Origin of the sequence: Acinetobacter sp. 148, from assembly GCF_031196675.1 — a bacterium.
GTDB classification, from domain to species: Bacteria; Pseudomonadota; Gammaproteobacteria; order Pseudomonadales; family Moraxellaceae; genus Acinetobacter; species Acinetobacter baumannii.
In genome coordinates this window covers 321,023-337,644 of the sequence record NZ_JAVIMT010000085.1, presented here as the reverse complement: position 1 = coordinate 337,644, position 16,622 = coordinate 321,023, and the positions used below count along the sequence as shown (strand labels likewise).

18 protein-coding genes are annotated in these 16,622 nt (G+C 40.6%); 7 read left to right on the top strand and 11 right to left on the bottom strand.

What is annotated here, in order from left to right; translation table 11 throughout:
* Positions 1-66 precede the first annotated feature (66 nt).
* A complete protein-coding gene (locus RFX69_RS16995; protein WP_000209982.1) occupies positions 67-933 on the top strand; it encodes a cysteine ABC transporter substrate-binding protein in 867 nt (288 codons plus the stop codon).
* A 50-nt stretch (positions 934-983) separates the two neighbouring features.
* Here RFX69_RS16995 and RFX69_RS16990 read toward each other — a convergent pair whose 3' ends face one another.
* Together RFX69_RS16990 and RFX69_RS16985 are read right to left on the bottom strand one after the other, a co-directional pair.
* Complete coding sequence (locus tag RFX69_RS16990) at positions 984-1,103, bottom strand: hypothetical protein (protein ID WP_002114211.1); 120 nt, start codon at positions 1,101-1,103, stop codon at positions 984-986.
* A 75-nt stretch (positions 1,104-1,178) separates the two neighbouring features.
* A complete protein-coding gene (locus tag RFX69_RS16985; RefSeq protein WP_215763617.1) occupies positions 1,179-2,114 on the bottom strand; it encodes a LysR family transcriptional regulator in 936 nt (311 codons plus the stop codon).
* 91 nt (positions 2,115-2,205) lie between these two features.
* Here RFX69_RS16985 and RFX69_RS16980 point away from each other — a divergent pair, with 91 nt between their 5' ends.
* Positions 2,206-2,844, top strand: a complete 639-nt coding sequence (locus tag RFX69_RS16980) for a LysE family translocator (protein WP_289332396.1) — start codon at positions 2,206-2,208, stop codon at positions 2,842-2,844.
* A gap of 462 nt (positions 2,845-3,306) precedes the next feature.
* Here the strand turns inward: RFX69_RS16980 and RFX69_RS16975 are convergent, their stop codons facing one another.
* The 5 genes from RFX69_RS16975 to RFX69_RS16955 all read right to left on the bottom strand — a co-directional run bounded on the left by RFX69_RS16975 (position 3,307) and on the right by RFX69_RS16955 (position 8,861).
* Positions 3,307-5,268 (bottom strand): family 2A encapsulin nanocompartment cargo protein cysteine desulfurase, encoded by a 1,962-nt coding sequence (locus RFX69_RS16975; RefSeq protein WP_289332395.1) that lies wholly within the window; start codon positions 5,266-5,268, stop codon positions 3,307-3,309.
* Positions 5,243-6,175 carry a family 2A encapsulin nanocompartment shell protein gene (locus RFX69_RS16970; protein WP_001107594.1) on the bottom strand — a complete coding sequence of 311 codons (933 nt, stop codon included), beginning with the start codon at positions 6,173-6,175 and terminating at the stop codon, positions 5,243-5,245. Before RFX69_RS16970 ends, RFX69_RS16975 begins: the two co-directional genes overlap by 26 nt.
* A gap of 240 nt (positions 6,176-6,415) precedes the next feature.
* The gene (epsC, locus tag RFX69_RS16965) at positions 6,416-7,357 is read right to left on the bottom strand and encodes a serine O-acetyltransferase EpsC (protein WP_086230959.1); all 942 of its coding nucleotides are present in this window, start codon (positions 7,355-7,357) and stop codon (positions 6,416-6,418) included.
* Positions 7,358-7,375: 18 nt separating this feature from the next.
* Complete coding sequence (locus RFX69_RS16960) at positions 7,376-7,885, bottom strand: rhodanese-like domain-containing protein (protein WP_215763614.1); 510 nt, start codon at positions 7,883-7,885, stop codon at positions 7,376-7,378.
* A 238-nt stretch (positions 7,886-8,123) separates the two neighbouring features.
* Positions 8,124-8,861 carry an SDR family oxidoreductase gene (locus tag RFX69_RS16955; RefSeq protein WP_215763521.1) on the bottom strand — a complete coding sequence of 246 codons (738 nt, stop codon included), beginning with the start codon at positions 8,859-8,861 and terminating at the stop codon, positions 8,124-8,126.
* A gap of 125 nt (positions 8,862-8,986) precedes the next feature.
* Here RFX69_RS16955 and RFX69_RS16950 point away from each other — a divergent pair, with 125 nt between their 5' ends.
* Entirely contained in the window at positions 8,987-9,907 is a 921-nt protein-coding gene (locus RFX69_RS16950) for a LysR family transcriptional regulator (RefSeq protein ID WP_289332418.1), read from the top strand.
* 37 nt (positions 9,908-9,944) lie between these two features.
* On the opposite strand, the gene yghU is transcribed toward RFX69_RS16950, so the two are convergent.
* From yghU to RFX69_RS16935, 3 genes are all read right to left on the bottom strand, one after another.
* Positions 9,945-10,805, bottom strand: a complete 861-nt coding sequence (gene yghU, locus RFX69_RS16945) for a glutathione-dependent disulfide-bond oxidoreductase (RefSeq protein WP_031993581.1) — start codon at positions 10,803-10,805, stop codon at positions 9,945-9,947.
* A 33-nt stretch (positions 10,806-10,838) separates the two neighbouring features.
* Positions 10,839-11,465 carry a glutathione transferase gene (gene yfcF, locus RFX69_RS16940; protein ID WP_289332419.1) on the bottom strand — a complete coding sequence of 209 codons (627 nt, stop codon included), beginning with the start codon at positions 11,463-11,465 and terminating at the stop codon, positions 10,839-10,841.
* A gap of 119 nt (positions 11,466-11,584) precedes the next feature.
* Complete coding sequence (locus RFX69_RS16935) at positions 11,585-12,490, bottom strand: LysR family transcriptional regulator (RefSeq protein ID WP_000949916.1); 906 nt, start codon at positions 12,488-12,490, stop codon at positions 11,585-11,587.
* A gap of 110 nt (positions 12,491-12,600) precedes the next feature.
* Here RFX69_RS16935 and RFX69_RS16930 point away from each other — a divergent pair, with 110 nt between their 5' ends.
* Together RFX69_RS16930 and RFX69_RS16925 are read left to right on the top strand one after the other, a co-directional pair.
* On the top strand, positions 12,601-13,032 hold the full coding sequence (locus RFX69_RS16930) for a CidA/LrgA family protein (protein ID WP_289332420.1): 432 nt from the start codon (positions 12,601-12,603) through the stop codon (positions 13,030-13,032).
* A gap of 13 nt (positions 13,033-13,045) precedes the next feature.
* Positions 13,046-13,735 carry an LrgB family protein gene (locus tag RFX69_RS16925; RefSeq protein ID WP_001028713.1) on the top strand — a complete coding sequence of 230 codons (690 nt, stop codon included), beginning with the start codon at positions 13,046-13,048 and terminating at the stop codon, positions 13,733-13,735.
* A gap of 7 nt (positions 13,736-13,742) precedes the next feature.
* Here the strand turns inward: RFX69_RS16925 and RFX69_RS16920 are convergent, their stop codons facing one another.
* The gene (locus tag RFX69_RS16920) at positions 13,743-15,233 is read right to left on the bottom strand and encodes a PLP-dependent aminotransferase family protein (protein WP_289332421.1); all 1,491 of its coding nucleotides are present in this window, start codon (positions 15,231-15,233) and stop codon (positions 13,743-13,745) included.
* Between the two features lie 114 nt (positions 15,234-15,347).
* On the opposite strand from RFX69_RS16920, the gene RFX69_RS16915 reads away from it, so the two are divergent.
* Both RFX69_RS16915 and RFX69_RS16910 read left to right on the top strand, forming a co-directional pair.
* Positions 15,348-15,983 carry an FMN-binding negative transcriptional regulator gene (locus RFX69_RS16915; protein WP_078209019.1) on the top strand — a complete coding sequence of 212 codons (636 nt, stop codon included), beginning with the start codon at positions 15,348-15,350 and terminating at the stop codon, positions 15,981-15,983.
* A 42-nt stretch (positions 15,984-16,025) separates the two neighbouring features.
* Positions 16,026-16,619, top strand: coding sequence for a GNAT family N-acetyltransferase (locus RFX69_RS16910; RefSeq protein ID WP_280041196.1), 594 nt, complete (start codon positions 16,026-16,028; stop codon positions 16,617-16,619).
* The last annotated feature ends 3 nt before the right edge of the window (positions 16,620-16,622 follow it).

Genomic DNA, 16,622 nt, shown 5'->3' with positions numbered 1-16,622 from the left:
GCAGTGGCTAAAAGTAGGCGTTGCTATTTTTAAATAAGACTTTTACAAGAACGATAGGGTGAAATAATGACAACATTAACATTTCAAAACGTGAAGCATATTTTAGCTGCCTCTTTACTGAGTTTAGGTTTAGTTGCATGTGATAAAGGAACTCAATCTACTGAAAAAACGGCCGATACCACACAAACTACGTCAAGTATTGAACAGATCAAAAAGAATGGTGTGGTACGAATTGGCGTATTTAGTGATAAACCGCCGTTTGGATATTTAGATGCTCAAGGTAAAAACCAAGGCTTTGATGTAGAGATTGCCAAGCATGTTGCTAAAGATCTGCTGGGTGATGAAAACAAAGTTGAGTTTGTTTTAACTGAAGCGGCTAATCGTGTTGAATATTTAAAAGCAAATAAAGTGGATATAATTTTTGCAAACTTTACCGTTACACCTGAACGTAAAGAAGTGGTCGATTTTGCTAAGCCTTACCTAAAGGTTGCTTTGGGCGTAGTTTCTCCTAAAAGCCATCCGATTACTGATGTGGCTCAACTTAAAGATAAAACTTTGTTGGTAAATAAAGGTACAACGGCTGATTCATTCTTCACCAAGACTCATCCTGAAATTAAACTACAAAAGTATGAACAAAACACTGAAACTTTTGATGCTTTAAAAGATGGTCGTGGTGCTGCGCTTGCCCATGATAACTTGCTGGTTTTAGCATGGGCTAAAGAAAATCCAAATTACACCGTTGGCATTACCAATTTAGGTGAGCAGGACTTAATTGCACCAGCAGTGAAAAAAGGCGATAAAGAGTTACTGGACTGGTTGAACCAAGACTTAGAGAAACTGGCAAAAGAAGGCGTGATTCATCAGGCTTATGAAAAAACCTTAAAACCAGTCTATGGCGATACGATTAATCCAAAAGATCTATTGGTTGAGTAATCGTGCTAATAACCTCTAAAGATCAGGACTCTAGATAGTATTTACTCGAGCTAAGATTCATCTACAGCCTGCCCATAATTTATAAAGATAATGTTTTTGCAATATTTTTTATAGATGTAAACAGTGGTCAGGTTCTGTAGATGAGAAAGTTTTTTGGTTACTTTTTTCAAAAAAAGTAACAGAATTAGCTGATTGCTTTAGAGATTAAAGGTAGGATTCCATCGTGCTAATTCTTTGACTTTATATTACTTTAAATTAAATAAAGTCGGCTCTGCTGCTAATTTATCTGCCAAATATTGAATCAACACACTTAATTTAGGCGGGACATGCCGCGTCGGTGGATAAAGTAACCACAGCCCGCCACTATAATAGGTCTTAAAATACCAATCTGGTAAAACCTGAACTAAGGTACCTTGTTGTAGAGCATGGCGTGCAACGAAGTACGGCAAGCTCGCAATACCTAAATGCTGTAATGCAGCACTCAAACGCACACCCGTATGATTTGCTGCATAACGCCCACGCACAGCCACACTGATCGATTTGTTTCCTTGCTGAAATTTCCATTTTGAGTCACTGGCTTGTTCACCCAAGTAAATACATTCATGCTGCTTTAAATCATGAGGATGGTTCGGTGTGCCATGCTTGGACAAATATTCAGGTGTAGCACAAACCAAGTGATCAATATCAATCAGCTTTCGACCCATAAGGCCACCCGGTGGTTGTTCTGTAATTCGAAGTGCTAAATCTACTCCATCATCAATCAGGTCTACATAGCGATCTTCTAAAAGCATTTGTATATCAATTTTCGGGTAGCGTTCTAAAAACTCGGGTAAATGCGGATGAATCATAAAATGTCCCACAGCTTTCGGAACACTCAAGCGAATAACACCTTCGGGTTCGACATGAAATTGGACCGAACTTTCCATGACTGCTTGTGCAGCATTCACCATATCTAAACAACGTTGATAAACCTGTTGTCCGCTTTCACTTAAGCGAAGTTTCCGCGTAGTTCGATAGAGTAAGCGGGTGCCTAAAGCACGTTCTAATCGAGCAATCGCGCGGCTCACAGCAGAAGGTGTTGTACCAAGCTGGCGTGCAGTTTCAGAAAAGCTTTCCGACTCGACAACCTTAACGAAAGTCGCCATTTCATTTAACAGAACCAGACTTTGATTTGTGCTCATGAGGCAAAAGTTATTTGGATTTTGATTGGATTATCGCGTCTAAAAAATCGCAATACAATCTTTTAAGTGATTTTCAGGAAACTAAATTGTTATGTGGCAGTTGTATGGACATGAGTTTTTAACGCTAGCTCTTATTCACTTTATGGCGGTGATTTTACCGGGACCAGATTTTGTGATTACGGTAAGGCAAAGTGTACGTTATGGCTATTTAATTGGATGTCTGACTGCAATTGGTATTGGTGTCGGAATTTCAGTACATGTGTTTTATACACTTGTTGGTATTGGCTTTTTGATTCAGCAAAGCGAATGGCTCATGTCACTGATCAGAACAGCGGGGGCAGCTTACTTAGTGTATTTAGGATGGCAGTGTTTACGTAGCCAGCTGAATACTAATATTGAAATTAATGGCCAAGCAGGTAGTGACACGTTGAGTTTATTTAAAGCTTTTACGATGGGTTTTCTTACCAATGCGTTAAATCCAAAAGCCACCATCTTTTTTCTGGCAATTTTTACAACGATTGTAAGTACAACCACACCAATGAAAGTTCAGGTTTTTTATGGTGTGTGGATGTGTATGGTCAATGCCATCTGGTTTATGGTGGTGAGTGTACTGTTTGCACAGCCTATCGTACGTAAAAGATTTTTGGAGTTTGGGGTTTATTTTGAGAGGGTGATGGGAGTGTTGTTGATTGGGATTGCGTTGAGATTGATTTGGAGTTTGTTTAATTAAGTTGGATATCTATTGATATTTCCTCAGGTTAAAGTCATCTGCAAGTTTTTAGACTAGCACAACGGAGCCCATACTTGCATTTGCTAGTGCTAAATTTCATCCACAGCCTGCCCATAATTTATAAAGATAATGTATTTGCAATATTTTTTGAAAAATGAAAACAGAGAACAGGTTCTGTGGATGAGAAAGTTTTTGGTTACTTTTTTAAAAAAGTAATGGAATTAGCTACTTTCTTTGGATTTGAAAACAAGACTCCGCCGTGATAAGCACTTTAAATTTTTTAGATTATTAATGACTTTTAGCTCGAGCCGAAGGCTAACCTAGAAATCGGATCTAAAGTAATAAGACTCCGCAGTGATAACTACTTTGACTTATTACATCTATAAATGATTTTTGAGCTCAAGTAGTTTTAATAAATAATCCATAAAAAAGACCGCTCGAAAGCAGTCTTTTTTAATAAATTTAATTGCTACGTCTATTACGTGTCAGTTGATGTAACACCGACACCAATAAATCAATTTCTTCAGTCGTATTATAAAAAGCCAAAGACGGACGCACGGTCTGTTCTACACCAAAACGACGTAAAATTGGCTGTGCACAGTGGTGGCCAGAACGTACTGCAATACCATGTTGATTTAAAGCTTTACCGACTTGTTCGGTTGAATAGCCTTGTAAAGTAAAGGACATCACACTGGCTTTGTGATGTGCCGTTCCGATCAGGCGTAAACCTGACACACTGCTCAGTGCATTTTGACCATATTCGAGTAGATCATGTTCATAGCGAGCAATGTTATGAATGCCTAGACTTTCTACATATTCAAGTGCAGCACCTAAACCGACAGCATCGGCAATATTTCCAGTTCCAGCTTCAAACTTATTCGGTGCAGGTTGGTAAACTACTTGTTCGAAGGTCACATCCTGAATCATGTTACCGCCGCCTTCCCAGACAGGCATGCTTTCAAGTAGTTCTGGTTTTGCATAGACCGCACCAATGCCCGTCGGCCCAAACACTTTATGTCCAGAGAACACAAAAAAGTCTGCATCAAGAGCTTGTACATCGGTAGGAATGTGCGAAACAGATTGAGCACCATCAACTAAAACACGTACACCTTTGGCATGTGCAATTTTAATGACTTCAGCAACAGGTGTGACTGTTCCTAAAGCATTCGAAACTTGAGTAATCGACAGCAGTTTAGTGCGCTCATTAATCAGTTTTGGCAACTCTTCTAAAATAATCTGGCCCGTGTCATCCACAGGAATGACTCTTAATTTCGCTCCAGTTTTTTTAGTGAGTTGATACCAAGGCACAATATTGGCATGGTGTTCTAAGTGAGAAACGATAATTTCATCACCTTCACCAATATTTTGCTCACCCCATGTTTTTGCAATCAGGTTAATGCCTTCGGTTGTTCCTCGAACAAAGATAATTTCTTTAGAAGAGAGTGCACCAATGAATCGGGCAACTACATTTCTTGCATGCTCATAGGCATCGGTTGCACGAGCCGCTAACTCATGGGCAGCACGGTGAATATTTGAGTTTTCATGCTGATAAAAATAAGCAATTCGATCAATCACGCGCTGCGGTTTTTGTGTAGTGGCTGCATTATCAAACCAGACCAAAGGTCGACCGTTGACGCGTTCCTGTAAAATTGGAAAATCGCGACGTATGGCATGCACATCGAGTGGTTGAGCACTACTTGCTACAAAAGTAGGTTGCGACGGTTGATAGTGACTATAACTTTGTCCAGTTTGAGGCAAGTCTAAAAAGTAAAATGCAGAGCTTGCTGAACTTTGGGGAGGCGTGTTCGTTGCAAAACGATCTTCTGTCAGTAAGGACTTTAGCTGGTCACCATGTGGCAACTGAAAAGACTGCGCAACCGAATAATTATCTTCAACACCTTTAACAGATGGTTCTGTTGCATTGGGGGCAGAAAAATCATTTAAAAAATAATAAGGTGATTCACCTGCACCAGTGGGTAAGCTGGGTTCAATGCGTGGTACGTTGGGTTCACTATGAGCAGCTTGTGGTAAATGTGGTTCAAATGGTGGGCGTGGCAAATTAGCTCCACCAACCACAGGCGCAGACGCTACAATTCGGCGTTCAGGGTAGTCGGGCAAATTTGGAATATGCTCAGGATATTCCGGATTGAGACTTTTCTGAAAGGCGATATTGGGCGCACGACCACTGAGTGCAGAAAATGGTTCACCCGGTTGCGGTGGGTGCGGTGGCGCTCCGACAGGTAAGTCCAAGTTAAGGCCCGATGGAGAAGTCGAACTGCTTGAGCTTGGCACTGCTGAAAAAAACTCATTAGCAAGTCGAGCAATGGTGGACTCATCGGGGAAGTTGGCTGGTGGGTTAGCACCAGTCACTTCAGGCCCCGTTGAACTACCTTGCAGATTACTTGTAGTTAACTGGGTAGTCATGATATTTGTCCACCTCCACATCATCTAACACTGCCAAAGCATCGTCTGTTAATACTGCAAGTGAGCAATATAACGAGATTAGATACGACGCAATCGCATTACGGTTAATTCCCATAAAACGTACTGAAAGCCCCGGTGACTGTTCACCCGCAAGACCCGGTTGGAACAAACCAACAATCCCTTGACGCTTTTCACCAACACGAAGCAGCAAGATTTTAGTTTTGCCATCTTCTACAGGAATTTTATTTGATGGAATAAGTGGAATTCCGCGCCATGTAATGAACTGCGAACCAAACAGACTAACTGTTGGAGGCGGTACACCACGGCGTGTACATTCACGGCCAAATGCTGCAATCGCATCAGGGTGTGCTAGGAAAAATCCCGGTTCTTTCCAGACTTTACGTAGCAAATCATCTAAATCATCTGGCGTCGGTGGGCCATTTAAAGTCGAAATACGTTGGTCATCTGTCACACTTGCTAGTAAACCGTATTCAGGGTTATTGATAAGCTCACTTTCTTGACGTTCTTTAATGGTTTCAATGGTTAAGCGAAGCTGTTCTTTAATTTGGTCATGTGGGCTGCTGTAAAGGTCGGCAACACGTGTATGCACATCTAAAACAGTAGATACACCATTTAGAAAGTATTCGCGTGGCTCTGGGTCATAATCAACAAAAGTTTGAGGTAAAGTTGCTTCATCACGTTGTGTGCAAGCCACCTGAATATCATCGGTATTATTGACACGGTTTAGGCGATAAATACCTGCTTCAACAGGAATCCATTGAAGTAAGTGAGTCAGCCAGCGGGGAGTAATTGTAGAAAGCTGGGGAGCTGTTTTAGTTGCATTGGCCAGTTGACGGGCCGCATGGTCCCCAAGTGCAAGTTGGGCTTTGTCTGTATTTTTCGCCATGAATCATTTTTCCTTATTACATTGGCTTTTTGAAAATAAAAATTCTAGGATGTATATAAACTAGAATTAGTTCTGGTTTTAAAATTAAAATCGCGTTATAAATTTTTTAAATACTGAGCTTATTAATGAGTTATCTATTTTCTAAATAAAAATATATTTAAACTAGAAATAAGCATTTTATTAATCTGCACGTTCTTTGTTTATTTCTCTCCTTATCTATTTATTTCACATCTATAGTTTTTAACCAGCAATATGATTTTTTTGATAAGACTCATTCGGTGACTGTAAAATCTGGCTACCTGCAGCAACACTATGGGTTAGCCAAACATTCCCCCCAATAATTGACCCTCGGCCAATGGTAATACGGCCTAAAATAGTGGCACCTGCATAGATCACGACATCATCTTCAACAATCGGATGGCGTATATAGTCTTTTTTCAAACCACCATCATCATTGGTTTCAAAGCGTTTTGCTCCAAGGGTCACGGCCTGATAAATACGAACGCGTTCCCCAATCACACAAGTCTCACCAATCACCACACCCGTACCATGATCAATGAAAAATCCTTTACCGATTTGTGCACCTGGATGAATATCAATACCTGTTGCAGAGTGAGCCAACTCCGAAATAATGCGTGACAATAAAGGCACTTGAGCATAGAGCTGATGGGCAATTCTGTGATAAATAATCGCAAATATGCCCGGATAGCAGAGTAATACTTCGTCTACACTATGTGCTGCTGGATCACCTTCATAAGCCGCCCGCACATCACCGTCTAAAAGGCGCCGTATAGAGGGCAAAGTGTTGGCAAAATCCTGCACAATAGTTTGAGCAAGTTCTTGTGGCTGCTGCACTGGGCTTGAATGACTCAAATGTCGTTTCGCTTCATAATTTAAAGCCAGTTGTACTTGAGCATGTAAAGCTGTTAGTACCCGATTTAAAGTATAGGCAATATAAGAATCTTCAGTTTCCTGACGTAAGTCGGCAGGGCCTAAACGCATTGGAAATAAAATCCCGCACAGGTCATCTAAAATGGCCTTTAAAGCTTCTTTAGATGGAAGTTCACGGCCCCCAAATTCTTTGGTCCTGTGTTGCTGCTGACGCCAGTCATGCCTTGCTTGTTGTAAACCTTGTACAACCGCATTAATGTTCCATTGAGTCACAAGCTTTCCTTGATTCACTGAAAATTGATTGAAGTATTAGTCTTGTTGCCAAGGAAGTTGGTGGATGCGCCAGCCATTTTTCTGATTACGCTGTTGCTGTTCATTTAGATCACCTTCAAAGCCTTCAAGAACGTTATAAATGTGTTCAAAACCTGCATTAAATGCGGCTTCGGCAGCTTGTGCTGAACGGTTGCCACTACGGCATAACAAAAGAATGGTTTTGTCTTTACCAACTTTTGATTCAAGTTCTTTTAAAAAGCGTGGATTACGATTAAATGACGTGCCTGTTGCCCAAGCGACATGAATACTTTCAGGGACATAACCCACAAATTTACGTTCTTCATTAGTACGCACATCAACTAAAACGGCTTCTCCTTGTTGTACGAGTTGCCATGCGCCAACAGGTGATAAACTGCCACTAAAATTTAGTTCGTGTTCTTGTGCATATTGCTGCGCTTTAGCAAGAATATCTTCGGCCGAAAAGGATGTATTTGAACCATTTGAGATAAAACTTTGTGGAGTTTCAGTATTTAATTTAGCGTTCATTGAATATATCCTTATCTTTGATTCAGATTGTTAAGGTTCAATTTACGCGGTTTTAAATATAAGCAAAAATAAGGAATATCTATTTATATATATTATTTTGATAAATAAGAGCGGTGAATATTTTATATAAAACAGTATTAGTTAATCTTATAAAATTATTAAAATAAAATAAATTTAAGAAATTTTATTATTTAGTAAAAAACCGTACAGATTAAAATAATCCGCACGGTTTTTAAAATTAAGCAAATCCACCATTTACACGAATGACTTGAGAGTTTACCCAGCGCCCATCTGGACCAGCCAGCATGGCCACTACGTCAGCAATTTCGTTAGGTGTTCCGATTCGTTCCAATGGAGCAAGTTTTGCAATAGCCGCCACTTGCTCTTCAGTTTTTCCATTGTAAAAAAGGTCAGTGCCTGTCGGGCCGGGCGCAACGGCGTTTACAGTAATATTGCGTCCGCGTAACTCATTTGCTAACACATGTACCAAACCTTCGACACCTGCTTTTGAAGCAATATAAGGACCATAAGCCGGAAAAGATTTGGCAATTACACTGGTTGAAAGCGCAATAATCCGGCCACCATCTGGCACTGTTTCGGCCGCATGCGCCAATATTAAAAACGCGCCACGTAAATTGGTATGAATCACTTTATCGAAATCTGGCAGGCTTTCAGGTGTAATTTTTGCCATAGGCATAATACCGGCACTATGAACTACCACATCTAACCGACCGTTAATGGCCTTTGCTTCTTGAAACAAACGGCTCACCTCATGTTCATTTGCAACGTCCGCTTGAATAGCTGAGGCTTGACCACCTTGCTCAATAATATGTTCTACAGTGGCTTGGGCATGCGCTTTATTGCCAGCATAATTAATAATCACATAAAAACCATCTTGAGCTAAACGTTCTGCAATAGCACGGCCAATACCACGTGATGCACCAGTAACCAGAGCTGTTTTTCTTGAAATATTCATTTTTAGATTGCCTATTTGATTAAGTATGGCTTATTTTAATAATATAGAAATATGGGATAAATCATCAAAATTGGATAAGATAATTCCATATAAATTAATAATAGGTAGGGTTAAAAGATAGCACCATGGACAAATTTGATACCTTGCAACTTTTTACCCGCATCGTAGAGCTGGGTAGTTTTAGTCAGGCAGCCGATCAGCTAAATATCCCACGTGCTACTGCAAGTAATGCCATTAAGGAGTTAGAGAATAACTTACAGTGCCGTTTGCTAGAACGGACGACTCGGCATGTAAGGCCATCACTAGATGGACAGGCATTTTATGAACGCTGCATACAAATATTATCGGAACTTGATGATGCCGAATCATCTTTACGCAAAGTAATTGCTCAGCCCCGTGGTTTATTACGTGTCGATTTATCAGGCGCACATGCAACTAAAATTGTTTTACCCAATATCGATCAATTTCACGAGTTATACCCCGACATTGAACTGGTAATCAGTACGGGTGACCGCTTGGTTGATCTGATTAGGGAAGGTATAGACTGCGTGGTGAGAGCGGGACGTTTGGATGATTCCACTTTAATTGCTAGACATTTGATCGATATGCCGCAAGTGATTTGTGCAAGTCCTGACTATTTAAATAAACATGGAACGCCAGAGCAACCAGAAGATTTATTATCACATTATTGTGTCAATTTCTTTTCGACATCAGGCGGGCGGAATTATCCATTTGAATTGATGGTGAATGGCAAAAAACAAGATTATTTTTTGAAAAGCTGGATCGCGGTAAATGACGCTGAAAACTATGTATTATCTGCCTTACAAGGGGCTGGCTTAATTCAAGTACCGCGCTACCATGTGGCAAATGAATTAAAAAATGGACGTCTAGTTGAGGTTTTATCTGAGTGGGAAATTCCGAAGATGTCAGTTTCTGCTTTATATCCGCAGCATCGGCAGCTCTCGCCACGCGTACGAGTTTTTGTAGCTTGGCTGAGTGAGTTATACACGAGTTATTTTGCCAACTTTGAATACCCGCAAAAATGAAATATCTTGCGGGTAAGTCAAAAACTGAATGATATTTTTAAGACTGATTCTGTAATTTATCTTGAGTCTTGGTCTCAAAATCACTTGCATCATGTCGTTCATGCAACTGCGTAGCTAAATCACCAAAGGTACGATTTACCATACGGCCACGTTGTACCGCAGGGCGCGCTAAAATCGCATCTGCCCAACGTTGAACATTTTTATATTGATCGACACCTAAAAACTCCGCGCCGTTATACACCCAGTTTTTAACAAGACCGCCATACCAAGGGAACGCTGCAATATCAGCGATGCTATATTCAGAACCAGCCAAATATTCGTTTTTTGCCAGATGCTGATCTAATACATCAAGTAAGCGTTTTGTTTCCATGGCAAAGCGGTTAATCGCATATTCAATTTTAACAGGGGCATAAGCATAAAAATGTCCAAAACCACCACCTAAGTAAGGTGCACTGCCCATTTGCCAGAATAACCAATTGAGGCATTCAGTACGTGCAGCGATATCAGTCGGAATAAACGCTTTAAACTTTTCAGCCAAGTAAAGCAAAATTGAGCCAGATTCAAATACTCTTAATGGCGGTTTTTGGCTATGGTCAACCAATGCTGGAATTTTAGAGTTGGGATTAATTTCTACAAAGCCACTGCCAAATTGCTGTCCTTCACCAATTTTAATCAGCCAAGCATCATATTCAGCATCTTTATGTCCTAACGCTAAAAGCTCTTCAAGCAAAATAGTAACTTTTTGACCATTAGGCGTTGCTAAAGAGTAGAGTTGGAGCGGATGTTTCCCTACTGGAAGTGTATGCTCGTAACGAGCACCTGAGGTAGGTTGGTTTAAATCGGTTTTCTCTCCAGTCCATTGCCAAACTTGTGGAGGAATATAGTTTGAATCACTCATTTTTTATCTCATGTTTGGTGTAAATATAAGGATTTATTTATGTCGCAAGGCAAGCCATTTTTGTACAGACGGACGTTGCCATTGCTGTAATGCATAGGTTTTTAAACGCTGTGGTACAGCATCACCATTTTGAATAAGGCGTTGCAACATCAGGGCAAGTTCAGCATCCACAATGCTCCATGAACCAAAAAGAAATTCCGCATCAGACGCAAGAAGTTTTTCTGCAACAAAGAAAAGTTTCTCGGCTGCTTTTTTGCCTTCTTCTGAAAGTGGAGTGGACTTGGGCTGAATAAAAATAACATCGGTTGGTCGTTCAGTTCTTAATGCCACCAAGTCTGATCTGAGCCATGCTTGAATTTGTCTTGCTCTTGCGCGAGCTTGAATATCTTTTGGATAAATAGCTGTGTCTGGATAAAGCTCTTCAAGATATTCCAAAATGGCGGAGGATTCTGATAAGGCAAAATCGTTATGTTCAAGTACAGGCACTTTGGCAGTTAATGACTTTTCTACGAAAGATGTTTCAAACTGGCCTTGCTGACCTAAGTTGATGGTTGCTATTTCAAATGGAATTTGTTTTTCGTGTAGTCCTACAAAAACTGTAAATGCATAGGGACTTAGAAATTGTGAATCTGTATACAGCTTAAAATGCTCGTTATTCATTGTTATTGTCCGTGTGATAAACAGATGGGTCTAGTCTAAGTGAGCTAAGCCAAGATTGGGTAGCTTTTTTGTGGAGAAGCTTTATCGGTTTTTGAACTAAGTTATTTCAGTGGTCAACGTTAGGGTTTAATGTGCTGAAAATGTTGACGAACAATGCTAAGCCAAGCTTGTACCGCTGGTGAGGCAGGAAGATTCTTTTTCCAAGCCATCACTAAGTGCCACTGAATATTTGGTTTTTCGAGTGGCACTGCTGCAAATAAACTAGGGTCAAGCATGTCGGTATAATATTGAGGGAGAAGCGCAATTCCCATACGTTGTAACACCATGTCTGCCAAAAGGTGCCATTGGCTGGTACGGCAAGCAATGGTTGGGTAAAAACCATGCTGCTTACAAGCATCGAGAATAATACTGTTTAAAGAGAAATTTTCAGGAAACATTAAAAATGATTGGTGTTGTAGCTCTTCTAGATTTATTTTTTTGCGGGTTGCCCAAGTTGCATCACGACGTAAAAGTACCATTAAAGGGTAGTTACATAACTCGATGCTATTAAAAGTTTGTTCATCAAAAGGCTGCAATAAAACACCAACGTCTAGCTCATTATTGAGTAAAGCCTGTTCAATACCGCGTGAACCCACTTCCATAAAAGCCAATTCAATATCTGGCCATTGACGATGAAAGTCAAACAGCGCTGTTGTTAGGAGCTGGGAACCTAAAGGTGGAACGCCAAGTTTTAAAGTACCTGTTTTTAATTGTTGATAGTTTTCTATCTCAAGAAAGATGTTTTGCTCTGCCTGAAGAAGCTCGACCGCATGTTGATAAATACGCTCTCCAATTTCGGTTAATTCAATTTGTCTTTTTCGTCCATGATCGGGTTTGACCAAAAGCTGTACCTGAAGTTGCTCTTCGAGTTGTTGTAATATTTTACTAATGGTGGGCTGAGTCAGATATAACTCTTCAGCAGTACGGGTAAAACTTTTAGTTTTAACCAAAGTAACAAAGCACTGTAATGATTTTAGAGAAAGCATAATAAAGAATAGATTATTCAATTTTGGAATAATATTAACATGAATAATTCATATTTAGCAGGTTTAACCAAGCTAGCATAATAGTGTAGTTAACCATTTAATTTCGAAAAATGAGTATTGAATCTGCTTCTGGAACACCCTCACAACCATCACTGTTCGTGTTAGTTAAACAAATTCTCATTTTGGCTGGTTTTTGGTGGATCGGATATCTCTTACACCAAAAACTCGGTGTGCCTGTCTCGGCAGGTATTTTAGGTATGTTTTTATTGCTTTTATGCCTGTTCTTTAAAATTATCAAAATGGATCAGGTGGCAATGGGAGCAACTGTGGTTTTAGGTGAGCTATTACTGTTTTTTGTGCCTGTAGTCGTTGCCGTTGTCCAGTATAAAACCCTGTTTATGACCGAAGGATGGCAAATCGTCTTAAGCATTGCGGTTGGAACCATTTTAGTCATGTTAAGCACTTCACTGACTATTCATTATTACAATCGTTTGAAGGCTTACTTACAGGCTAGAAAACGTCTTCAACATAAGCATATCTAAAGAGCATAATGACATGAATATCTGGTCAATTCTTTGTCTCATCTGGACTTTGGTCGCTTATGTTGTGGCAAAGCGAATCTATCAAAAACATCCAAAACTTTGGTTATCACCCGCAATTAGCGTGCCTGTACTTACCATCATTTTGATGACGATTTTTGGAATTTCATACCAAACTTATTCAGAAGATACCCAGTGGATTGTTAATTTATTAGGTCCTGCAACGGTAGCTTTCGCTATACCGATTTATCGCTATCGGGAAACGATTCGTAAAAACCTCGGAGTTCTTACGATTGCGATTATTGTCGGCATGAGTGTAGGCGTGATGACTGCTTATAAAATGGCGCAGTGGTTCCACTTTAGCCCTGAAGTCACTAACAGTTTGATGGCACGTTCTATTTCAACACCTTTTGCCATGATTTTAGCAGAAGATATTCATGGTTCGGCAGCATTGGTTTCCCTATTTACCGTTATTACCGGTTTGGTCGGTATGATTTGTGGCGATGCAATTTTAGCGATTACTAAAATCCGTTCTAATGTGGCCAATGGGGCGGCCTTTGGTAATGCAGCGCATGGTTTTGGTACAGTTAGAGCACAGCAGCGCAATAGTGAAGAAGGTGTAATTGCCAGTTTAACCATGGTCATTGCAGGTATTTTAATGGTACTCATTGGGCCATTTGCCATTCATCTATGGTTGCTGTTGTAGGCCTTATCTAAAAAGGCCTGTCATATTGTTGAATAATCTTTGATAATTTTTTGATAGCTTGTTGCATCAGTTCGGGTTCAAAATCCCCTAAACCGACAATCAGACCCGAACGTTGCTGTTCTTTTGAAAATGTCGGTGAAATTGCTTTAATGGCAATACCTGCATCGACTGCCGAGCTTGCAACGTCAATATCATTAATATGCTGAGCAAGCCATACCACCATGTGCATGCCTTGATCGCCCGGTTGTAACCAAGCAAGCTCTTGAGGTATGTATTTTTCAATCAAGCCAATAATGTATTCACGGACTTCCGCATAGACATTCCGAGTCCGTCGGATATGCCGCTCTAAATAGCCTTCTTGAATAAAAGCAGCCAAAACATGCTGGTCGGCAGCAGGCGGGTGTCTATCAATTAAGACTCTAAGCCCACAAAAAGGAGCTACCAGTTCTTTAGGCAACACTGCATAGCCAAGCCTAAGCGATGGAAATAAGACTTTGCTGAAAGTCCCAAGATAAATCACTTGGTCGGGTGCCATGCCTTGTAACGATGGGAAGGGCTGTCCGTTATAGCGAAGTTCACTGTCATAGTCATCTTCAATGATCCATGCTTTTTGCTGTTTTGCCCAAGCTAATAACGCGGTGCGTCTTGCTAGACTCATTGGCATGCCCAGTGGATATTGGTGAGATGGGGTTACAAACGCAGCACGCGCTTGTTTAGAAAGCTTAATTCCGGTTTCAACCTGAATGCCTTCTTCATCAACAGGAACACGTACCATACGAATATTTTGTACAGCATGCTCAAAAATAGCCGTTGTACCGCGATAAGCAGGATCTTCAACCCAAACTTCATCTTTCGCCTCAAATAAAATTTGGCTGCAAATATAAAGTGATTGTTGAATGCCGGGCGTAATCACAATTTGTTCAGGTTCGCAGTGGACAGAACGTGACCGTCGTACATAGTCTGCTATAGCAATTCTTAGTGATAATACACCTTGAGGTTCACCATATCCTGAAGGAACACCTGCACCCCGTGATCTATATTTATTACCAAATTTACGCCAGATATCACTTGGTTGAGTACGACCGACGGGGACAGATACTGCAAAAGGAACATGGGGAAGTGGCTTAAATTCATCAAGCACTTTGGCATAAGAACGTGCCGATTTGGTCAAAGATATCGAGTTAGGTTTATTTTCTTTTGATGAACGTTGTATTACAGATGTTTTAACCAAAGCATGAGACACATAAGTGCCAGTTCGTGGTTGAGAGTCAAAAACACCTTCAGCTAAAAGCTGATCATAAGCTTCGATAATCGTTCCGCGAGCGACCCCAAGTGTTTGAGCCAGTTCGCGTGAAGAAGGCAACGGATCGCCGGGCTGTAAATCACCACTTTGTACAGCTTCGCGTAAAGCTTGAGTCAGTTGAGCACTTATCTTTCCTTGGCTTTTATCAATCTTTGCAATAGACGGAAGTTCCACAACTTTTGCCATTCTTGCCATAATTCTGGTCTACTTAAAAAAATACAAAGTGGTTCTTTTTAATAAACCACAGAAACCAGAAAATTTACAACACAAAATATAAATAACCCTGATATTTACAGTGAGGTTTTAGCCATGTATATCCCTGATGATTTTGCAGAAAACCGTTTGGATGTATTGCATTCTCTTATTACAGAACATCCGTTTGGGGTGCTTTTTACGCATGGAAGTAATGGCTTAGATGCAAATCATCTTCCATTCGAGTTGCAAGCAAATGAAGGGAAATTTGGCATGCTACATGCCCATGTGTCACGAAATAATTCTGTTTGGCAGGACATTAAAAATGGAGATGAGGTACTTGTCGTGTTCCAAGCTGGCGATGCTTATATTTCACCAAACTGGTACCCATCCAAACATGAACAGCATAGACAAGTACCCACATGGAACTATAGGGTTGTGCATGCATATGGCAAAGTGACGATTCGAGATGATGAGCGTTATGTTCGTGGTGTGGTGGCTCGCTTAACCCGCACCCATGAAGCTTCTCAACCTGAACCATGGAAAATGTCAGATGCACCAAAGGATTATCTTGAACCGATGTTAAAAGCCATTGTAGGTATCGAGATTGAAATTACCAAGCTGCAAGGAAAATCAAAACTCGGGCAAAACAAAGAACGCCGAGACATTTTAGGCGCAGCAGATGGCCTATTGAAATCTGGTCATCAAACTATAGCGAATGCCATGTACAGTGTGGCTGAGTTAAATAAATAATTTTGAAAATATAAAAGCTTAAGATCAATTGAGGAGATAAAGATGTCTTTGACTACACCTGTTGAATTAGTGGGTGAGCACGTTATTTTAAAGCCGCTAGATGTAACTCAAGCTGAAGCGCTCAAAGAGGCCGTTTGCGATGGGGAGCTCTATAATCTTTGGTATACCCGTGTGCCAAGACCTGAACAGATGACTGCTGAAATTGAAAGACGTCTTGATTTGCAAAAATCCGGCTCTATGTTGCCTTTTTATATTGAAGACCGAAAAACGGGACGAGCGCTGGGCATGACAACACTCATGCATATTGAAGAAGCGCATCGCCGTGTAGAAATTGGTTCGACATGGTACCGCAAATCTGCACAGCGTACGCCTGTAAATACTGAGTGTAAAAAGCTATTGTTGGCTCATGCATTTGAGACTTTAAAGTGTATTGCGGTTGAGTTGCGTACATCTTCTTTAAATGTTCAAAGTCAAGCCGCGATTGTACGCTTGGGTGCAAAGCTAGACGGTGTGCTAAGAAGCCATCAAATTGTGAAAGATGATATTTTGCGGGACACTCATGTTTACAGTATTTTAAAACATGAGTGGCCTGCGGTCCGTCAAAATCTAGAATGGCTATTGAGCAAACCGCGTTAAAAA

Coding starts and splice junctions, on each gene's coding strand:
- RFX69_RS16910 (WP_280041196.1), top strand. CDS start 16,026: ATGTCTTTGACTACACCTGTTGAATTAGTGGGTGAGCACGTTATTTTA.
- RFX69_RS16930 (WP_289332420.1), top strand. CDS start 12,601: ATGAGTATTGAATCTGCTTCTGGAACACCCTCACAACCATCACTGTTC.
- RFX69_RS16915 (WP_078209019.1), top strand. CDS start 15,348: ATGTATATCCCTGATGATTTTGCAGAAAACCGTTTGGATGTATTGCAT.
- RFX69_RS16920 (WP_289332421.1), bottom strand. CDS start 15,233: ATGGCAAGAATGGCAAAAGTTGTGGAACTTCCGTCTATTGCAAAGATT.
- RFX69_RS16925 (WP_001028713.1), top strand. CDS start 13,046: ATGAATATCTGGTCAATTCTTTGTCTCATCTGGACTTTGGTCGCTTAT.
- RFX69_RS16985 (WP_215763617.1), bottom strand. CDS start 2,114: ATGAGCACAAATCAAAGTCTGGTTCTGTTAAATGAAATGGCGACTTTC.
- RFX69_RS16950 (WP_289332418.1), top strand. CDS start 8,987: ATGGACAAATTTGATACCTTGCAACTTTTTACCCGCATCGTAGAGCTG.
- yfcF (WP_289332419.1), bottom strand. CDS start 11,465: ATGAATAACGAGCATTTTAAGCTGTATACAGATTCACAATTTCTAAGT.
- yghU (WP_031993581.1), bottom strand. CDS start 10,805: ATGAGTGATTCAAACTATATTCCTCCACAAGTTTGGCAATGGACTGGA.
- RFX69_RS16935 (WP_000949916.1), bottom strand. CDS start 12,490: ATGCTTTCTCTAAAATCATTACAGTGCTTTGTTACTTTGGTTAAAACT.
- RFX69_RS16970 (WP_001107594.1), bottom strand. CDS start 6,175: ATGGCGAAAAATACAGACAAAGCCCAACTTGCACTTGGGGACCATGCG.
- RFX69_RS16980 (WP_289332396.1), top strand. CDS start 2,206: ATGTGGCAGTTGTATGGACATGAGTTTTTAACGCTAGCTCTTATTCAC.
- RFX69_RS16975 (WP_289332395.1), bottom strand. CDS start 5,268: ATGACTACCCAGTTAACTACAAGTAATCTGCAAGGTAGTTCAACGGGG.
- RFX69_RS16995 (WP_000209982.1), top strand. CDS start 67: ATGACAACATTAACATTTCAAAACGTGAAGCATATTTTAGCTGCCTCT.
- RFX69_RS16960 (WP_215763614.1), bottom strand. CDS start 7,885: ATGAACGCTAAATTAAATACTGAAACTCCACAAAGTTTTATCTCAAAT.
- RFX69_RS16955 (WP_215763521.1), bottom strand. CDS start 8,861: ATGAATATTTCAAGAAAAACAGCTCTGGTTACTGGTGCATCACGTGGT.